Raw genomic sequence first — 7020 nt, 5'->3', positions numbered from 1 at the left:
CCTCCACGGCGCGCCGGCACGAGCCATCCAGCGCAATGCATCAAACATGTCGCGCAGTTCGTATTTGCGCTGGGGCGCGTCAACGTCCATCAGCGTCAGATACGGCGCCGCGAAACTCCATTCCTCACCCGACACATCAGTCGGATACCCTTTGCGGTCGGTTGTTTTCATCCCGCCAGGATACCAGGTCTCAATCGAAGTTCCTAACACGCTCTAAGCTCGATAAGAACGGTTGTGTGCGATCCGGATCGCGGAAACCACGCATCCGGCGCTCCCGCTCACGCGTAGGTTGATGGCTGTCTTCGGCGCGGTTGTTCACCCGAGCACTGGCTTTGACGAAGACATGTTTGATGTTTGCCAGTTCGGGAATTTCGGCCTTCGCGGCCGGATAGCTGCGCAACTGCTCGATGACCATCCTTCGTGGCGCGTCGAGACAGGCTGCCAGCACGCGGTTGAACAAGCGCTTTGCTACGCGGCCTTATCGCGACGTTTCTGCAGCAGGATGTCGAGTTCGGCGCCGTGCTGGCCGACTGCCCGCCAGGGAGCAGATAACACTCGCCGAGCAACGTAACGGAGACTTCGTCAAGATTCTATGTGCGGCCGGGTTTGCGGCGAGCAGCTTTGACGCAATCTGCGAACCCTGCGCCGAATTTGATAACCAGTAGACCGGCTACACGCCATCAAATTTTTTGATGAGTTATATGGGAATTTTTTAATACTCACAGAGGAACGCTGCACTTAGTGGTGCATCTCAACTTGCACTGGCATTGTCAGGTTGACGGTAGGCCAGCGACAGAATGAAGTGGTGAAGAAAGCGAAATCGCTTTGTCACGGGCACAGCCGGGCGGGTCGGTGAGGTTTTCGGGGCAGCCTGAGCCTTCTGGACGTCGACGAGGTGTGGCTCGAACGGGGTGTCGCGGTCACTATGAGACGATCCGCTGATGGCGCGCTGCTTTGGCGCTCGATTCTCCCAGCGCGCCAAAGCAGCGCGGCCCAAGCCGGGCAGCAATGGCATCCGGACGAGATGTTCGTGACGCTGCGCGGCAAGCGGTATCTGTTGCGACGAGCACGGCGCTGAACTCGACGTGCTGGTGCAAAATCGGCGCGATAAGGCCGCAGCAAAGCGCCTCTTCCGGAAGGGGTCGATCGGGATCGGAATGAGCGTGCCTCGATGTCGCGCAGGCTGAGCTGAAACCGGAAGTACCACCGGACTGCGTGTCTGATGACCGCCACCGGAAAGCGGTGATCGTGGCAAAGCGACTTTGCATTCTTCATCCCACGACTTTACTCGACCATCCCGGCAACGTGACAGTGCCGACCAAGCGAGACTACCGAGAAGGAGGTCATCAAATTAATTTATGCTTGCGCAGGTCCCTATTGAGGTCTGTTTTGCTATATCTGATCAATATCTCTAAAGCGCAGTTGGTATCCTAAGGTATTCGACGACACAATTGCGACACAATGACTCGCCTACAATATCCAATAGACTTTTCTGTTAAGGAAACCTTAATGACTGGACCAAATGCATCGAAATTCTCATCAAGCTCAACCAACACCAACTGTTGGCGCACAACACTGTATGAGATCGCCATCATGGAGGAATCTTCTGCCGGGGCGAGGACAAATGGCAGTCGGCACGGCGTCCGTCGATCAAATTTTTGGCTGGCAAGGAACCTCGCGAAAACACTTTGGCCGCTAGCACAAGCTGCTGAGTCAGTCCTGTCGGCATCGGTGTTCTCAGCCACCATCAAGGACCTCTTCAGTTGTAACACCCGCTTAGCAAGGAAACGCTGGAAATGAAACGCCTAGCGTGGGCGATCGGAGAGGACGCTCATGCATACTGCCACGGGACGACCCCGCGCGGCCGAATGGCCGGCGCGTCGTCGTGATAGATAGATGCCAGGGGATATCAAGACCAGTCCATCGGATCACGGCAAGGCGCGGAAAACGTTTCCTGCGCAGTAGCCCGTCTCCAGCTCCAGAGCGGTCGCCCGCTGATTTTCCCTATGTGCGAGCACTCTCCTAGTGTATGCCGGCGGGGACGGGCGCACTGCTTAGGTTGATTGACGGGAGACGGCGAAGTCCGCGCTACTTATTGTCATCGTTCCGGTTTCTTTTTTCGAGCGACCGGCCATTTTCTTGATAGAAGGCTATTCGCAAGCATTGATCGAAGCCAACAACCTGATTGGAGTCTCGACTCGTGAATCTTCCAAAACGCATGCTCGTCGCCAATGTCGCGTGGGCCCAAGAAATGGGACGGCGCGAACCAAACTTGTTTCGCGCTCTAGCCATGGGGCAGAAACCGCAAGTGCTCTGGATTGGCTGTTCAGATAGCCGCGTACCCGCCGAAACCATCACCCACTGCGCGCCGGGGGATCTGTTCGTTCATCGCAACATCGCTAACCTTCTTCATCTCGACGACGACAACACCATGAGCGTGCTCGAATATGCTGTGTGTGAGCTGCGGGTCGCGCACATCATTGTCTGCGGGCACTACGGATGCGGGGGCGTGCGCGCCTCGCTACTTCCGCCAGCCGACGCCCTGCCGCACTTCAACCGCCGCATCAGGCCGCTTTGCGCGCTCGCACACACGCATCACGCGGCGCTCGCTCGCCTGCCATCGGAAGAGGCACGCATCAACCGGCTCGTCGAACTTAATGTACTCGAACAGGTACGCCTGCTGCGCGAGCATCCGCTCGTGCGTGAGCGTGCACCCTCTCCCCTTGTGCACGGCTGGATCTTTTCACTGAACGACGGCCAGTTGCGCGAACTCGACTCGGGCTATGAGCCTGAAACAACGAAGGCAATCGCCCCCGTCTGACCCGTCGCTCCAGATCGCTCCGCTTACCTCGTTCACCAAAAAATCGCAGTCGCACAAGTTTGGCGTCGCGGTATCCACCCTTCACTATTTTTCGCTTCCATCATGACTTCGAGAGCTTTCCCGTCTGCGCTTCTACGTGACGTCGCTGCCGGCGCTGTAGTCTTTCTTGTCGCGCTGCCGTTGTGTCTCGGCATTGCAGAAGCCTCCGGCGCAGAGCCGCTAGCCGGGCTGGTGTCTGGCATCGTTGGTGGCATCGTCGTTGCCTTGCTCAGCGGATCGTCCCTCAGTGTGAGCGGCCCCGCCGCGGGCCTCGTCGTGATCGTCGTCGACGGCATCGGGCGTCTCGGTAGTTTCTCTGCATTCCTTATTGCATTGCTGCTCTCGGGTGTCATCCAGTTCGGCTTCGGCACGCTTCGGGCCGGCCAGCTCGCCTCGTATGTGCCCACACCCGTCATCAAGGGAATGCTCGCCGCCATCGGACTGCTGCTGATCATCAAGCAGATCCCACTTGCAGTCGGTCTGACGTCGGGTCGCAACACCGAATCGTTGGCAGGCGCGCTTGCATCCATCTCGCCCATCGTCTGTACTGTCGCCGCCATCTCGCTCGCCATCCTTGCGGCCTGGGACACGCATACATTGAGACGCTTCGCGCTAGTGCGGTTCGTGCCCGCGCCGCTTGTCGTCGTAGTTGCGGGCGTAAGCGCGACGCTGGTTTGCGGCGCGCTAGGCGCCACGCTCGCGTTACCACCTGAGCACCGCGTAGCGTTGCCGGCCATCAAATCGTTCGCGGCGCTTGGCGACGCCTTGCATTTACCTGAGTTCGGGTTGAGCTTCGCGCGCCTTGTGGATCCGGAAATATGGATCGTCGCCTTGACGCTTGCCGTTGTCGCCAGTCTAGAAACGCTCCTGAGCCTCGAAGCCGTCGAGCAGATCGACCCGCAGCGTCGCGTCGCACCACCGAATCGCGAACTCAAAGCGCAAGGGGTCGGCAATATGGTGGCAGGTGTCATCGGGGGATTGCCCATCACATCCGTCATCGTCCGCAGTTCGGCCAACGTCCACGCCGGCGCGCGAAGCCGGCTCTCCGCAATCGTGCACGGCGCGCTGCTCCTCGTCAGCATGTTCGCGCTCACGGATGCGATCAACCTGATTCCGCTCGCGAGTCTGGCCGCCATTCTCATTCAAACCGGCTTCAAGCTCGCCAGACCGTCGCTGTTGATTACGCTCGCGAAACAGGGAGCGGCATCGTTCACTCCATTCATTGTAACGATCATCGGGGTGCTCGCCATCGATCTGCTCACCGGAATTGTCCTCGGCGTGCTGTGCAGCGCCGCGTTCGCGTTGTGGGCGAATCTGCATCGGCCTATTGCCCTCGCGCGACACGACGACCATTTCCTGCTCTCGTTTCGCAAGGATGTATCGTTTCTCGGCAAGGTGGCGCTCAAGGAGATGCTAGCGCATATCCCGGATCGGGCGACCCTCATCGTCGACACAACCCGCGCCGATTTCATCGACCACGACGTGCGCGAACTGCTAGACCGTTTCATTGCCGAGGCGCCACTGCGGTCGATCGCGGTGGAGGTGCGAGACGCCGCTACGGTGCTACCTCCTGCAACGCGCTCAAGCGTCTGACCGCACGCCAACAGTGAATGCGATCCATGACGAACGGGTCTAGCAGGCCCGATCGTCATTGCGAGAAAACTGGCACTAACGCGTCCGAAAGTTGCGATGGGAAGCGAATTTCCGCCAGCACGTAGCGCTGCTCGATCAGCCAGCGAAACAATGCACCCTGAACTGATAGTGCATAGGCGATGGAATTCGGCGGCACCTCGCCTGTGAACGGCAGCCATTCGGGCGACGATTGCGGTCGTGCCGGCGCCCCCCCAAAGCGCGGGAAGTGGGATGGCGCAGATGCGCACGATAACCGGTTGCATCGTAAGCGCGTCGCCAGCAACGTCTTGACTGGAGATCGCGATCTTCAGACTGCGGCGCGGAGCTGATCGGAGACGACCCACGGCGCGAGTTCGTCGATGCGGTTGATCGCAGGGTCGGCGATGCGTGCGAGCACGAAGCGCAGATACGCCTCTAGATCGATGCCATTGAGTTTGGCGGTGCCAATGAGGGCACTGTCACGTTGGCGAGGTAGTCACGTAAGATGTCACGATGAAGAAAAGAAAATCGCTTTATCACGGCCACCGGTTCCCGGCGGCAATCATTAGTCTCGCGGTTCGGTGGTATTTCCGGTTCCAACTTGGCCTGCGTGATATTGAAGAACTGCTGTTCGAGCGCGGTGTCGTTGTCAGTTACGAGACGATCCGCCGCTGGTGCGACAAATTCGGCGCGGGCTTCGCACATCGCATCAAGGCTGCTCGCCGCAAGCCTGGGCGCACATGGCATCTGGACGAAGTCTTCGTTACGTTGCGCGGTGAGCCTTATCTGCTCTGGCGGGCAGTCGACCAGCACGGCGCCGAACTCGACATCCTGCTGCAGAAACATCGCGATAAGGCCGCAGCAAAGCGCTTCTTCAACCGCGTGCTGGCCGCCTGTGCCGACGCGCCACGAAGGATTGTCACCGATCAATTGCGCAGCTATCCGGCCGCGAAGGCCGAAATTCCCGAACTGGCAAACATCCAACACGTCTTCGTCAAGGCTGCGGCCCGGGTGAACAACCGTGCCGAAAACAGCCATCAGCCTACGCGTGAGCGCGAACGCCGGATGCGTGGTTTTCGCGATCCTGGTCGCACACAAGCGTTCTTATCGAGCTTCGGTCCGATTCGCCAGCACTTCGCGCTCAAGCGACATTTACTGCGTGCCTCACTCTATCGCAAACAGCTCGCCGCACGCTTTGCCGGCTGGCATCGCTTCACTGGGCTCACCCAGGATCCGTCCAATTTCTGAGCAAATCTACCTCCTGTGCGCTCTTGCGTCTCGTATACCTTAACGTGACAACGCCCCCAACGAGGCATACTTCGCGGCGCTGCCTGCGATTAGATCGGCAGCATGATCACCCCGGCAGTCCCACTCAATTTCTCAACAAACTGTCCGAAGGAGTGAAGTCATCTTCAACGTGTACGCTTACCAACACGTGATGTCGGAAACCTGACTCACATGACAGTTATCTCAAGCATTAACGCGTAGAGTCGGCCGTATTTTGTGCTTGTCGGGCAACTGGTATGCAAACTGCTGGGGTATCGTGAACGCGTCCAAACGCGTTCGATTAGCCTGAAACGCAGTACGTTCCTCAATCGCTTCGTAGAATTTTCCCGCGTTGCCCGACAATAGTTCACATTTTTCCGACCAAGTTGGTCATCAACAGTTTTAAGCATGAAAGGGGATACACTCATGTCTTCATACTCCATATCCGTGGTCAATTCCAGCGGAGCTCCTGCAAAGGTCGCTATCTATCAGACATACCCTAATTTAAAAACAGGCTTGCCATTAGTTTGGCTTCTGCAAACGATCAACGATGGCAACACGAACACGTACCATTGGACAGTCGACTGGGCGCTAAACTGGGGGACCTCCGACCAACCACTAACACCGGGTGTCGAGTGGTGCTCAGGCGGGCCGATCCAAACCATGGATCCGACCACTGCTAACGGCAACAACGCTATGGGCGTGATCTATTCCAATGATCAGTTTAAGACATCTCCTCTGGCATTCCACGACAAGAAAGTGCCAAACGGTAGCATGCTGGTCATGACAGACACTTCATTCACAGTTAGAGAGTCAACAAATATGAGCATTGCCGTCTATATGAATAGCTTGCCAGCATTTGCAATGCCAGGAAAGCCAAATGGCAAATATATTTTTGACACACATCCGACCTACTGGATATGTACAACTGAGGAAAAGAAAGGCGTGGCTGTTTCAGGGACATATGTTAGTAACCCGAAGGAGGTTGTGTTTGGTGATGGCATCAATGAAATTGATTTCAAGCTAGATGAGACTCTACAATTCGTGCAGGTGTCGCCGTAGCTCGGGAGTAAGCGGCCGGCAAACCCGTCTTGACGAATTGAACTAGCGGATAGGATCCGCCGGCTGCCAGCGATGAGGCAGCAATGTTGAGATATCGCTGGCCTTGTGGGTTGGCAGTCGCGTCAGGACGTCCTTCAGATAGGCATGTGGTTCGTGCCCATTCAGTTGCGCTGAACGTAGCAGACTCATGATGGCCGCGGCTCGCTGCCCGGCTCGAAGCG

6 protein-coding genes and 4 pseudogenes are annotated in these 7020 nt (G+C 57.5%); 4 read left to right on the top strand and 6 right to left on the bottom strand.

The features are described from left to right. The 3 genes and pseudogenes from AB3X94_RS40955 to AB3X94_RS40945 all read right to left on the bottom strand — a co-directional run. Positions 1–171 (bottom strand): transposase (locus AB3X94_RS40955; protein ID WP_368594308.1); only part of this gene is annotated, 171 nt, incomplete at its 3' end. Between the two features lie 46 nt (positions 172–217). Then, positions 218–653, bottom strand: a pseudogene (locus AB3X94_RS40950) (DDE-type integrase/transposase/recombinase); the annotation flags it as partial. Positions 654–1167: 514 nt separating this feature from the next. Continuing rightward, positions 1168–1275, bottom strand: a pseudogene (locus AB3X94_RS40945) (IS6 family transposase); the annotation flags it as partial. Positions 1276–2200: 925 nt separating this feature from the next. On the opposite strand from AB3X94_RS40945, the gene AB3X94_RS40940 reads away from it, so the two are divergent. After that, positions 2201–2821, top strand: a complete 621-nt coding sequence (locus AB3X94_RS40940; RefSeq protein WP_176112474.1) for a carbonic anhydrase — start codon at positions 2201–2203, stop codon at positions 2819–2821. 102 nt (positions 2822–2923) lie between these two features. Then, a complete protein-coding gene (locus tag AB3X94_RS40935; RefSeq protein WP_368594304.1) occupies positions 2924–4453 on the top strand; it encodes a SulP family inorganic anion transporter in 1530 nt (509 codons plus the stop codon). 112 nt (positions 4454–4565) lie between these two features. On the opposite strand, the pseudogene AB3X94_RS40930 reads toward AB3X94_RS40935, so the two are convergent. Together AB3X94_RS40930 and AB3X94_RS40925 are read right to left on the bottom strand one after the other, a co-directional pair. Beyond that, positions 4566–4756 (bottom strand): annotated as a pseudogene (locus AB3X94_RS40930) (integrase); the annotation flags it as partial. A gap of 43 nt (positions 4757–4799) precedes the next feature. After that, positions 4800–4946, bottom strand: a pseudogene (locus tag AB3X94_RS40925) (transposase domain-containing protein); the annotation flags it as partial. Between the two features lie 38 nt (positions 4947–4984). Between AB3X94_RS40925 and AB3X94_RS40920 the strand changes: the two are divergent. Next, a complete protein-coding gene (locus AB3X94_RS40920; protein ID WP_368614414.1) occupies positions 4985–5719 on the top strand; it encodes an IS6 family transposase in 735 nt (244 codons plus the stop codon). Between the two features lie 444 nt (positions 5720–6163). Further along, entirely contained in the window at positions 6164–6799 is a 636-nt protein-coding gene (locus tag AB3X94_RS40915; protein ID WP_368594306.1) for a hypothetical protein, read from the top strand. Positions 6800–6841: 42 nt separating this feature from the next. On the opposite strand, the gene AB3X94_RS40910 is transcribed toward AB3X94_RS40915, so the two are convergent. Then, positions 6842–7020 (bottom strand): transposase domain-containing protein (locus AB3X94_RS40910; protein WP_368614415.1); only part of this gene is annotated, 179 nt, incomplete at its 5' end.

This window comes from Paraburkholderia sp. BR10923 (assembly GCF_040948765.1).
Taxonomy (GTDB): Bacteria; Pseudomonadota; Gammaproteobacteria; order Burkholderiales; family Burkholderiaceae; genus Paraburkholderia; species Paraburkholderia youngii.
The sequence above is the reverse complement of the archived record's forward strand: the minus strand, read 5'-3'. Positions and strand labels throughout refer to the sequence as shown.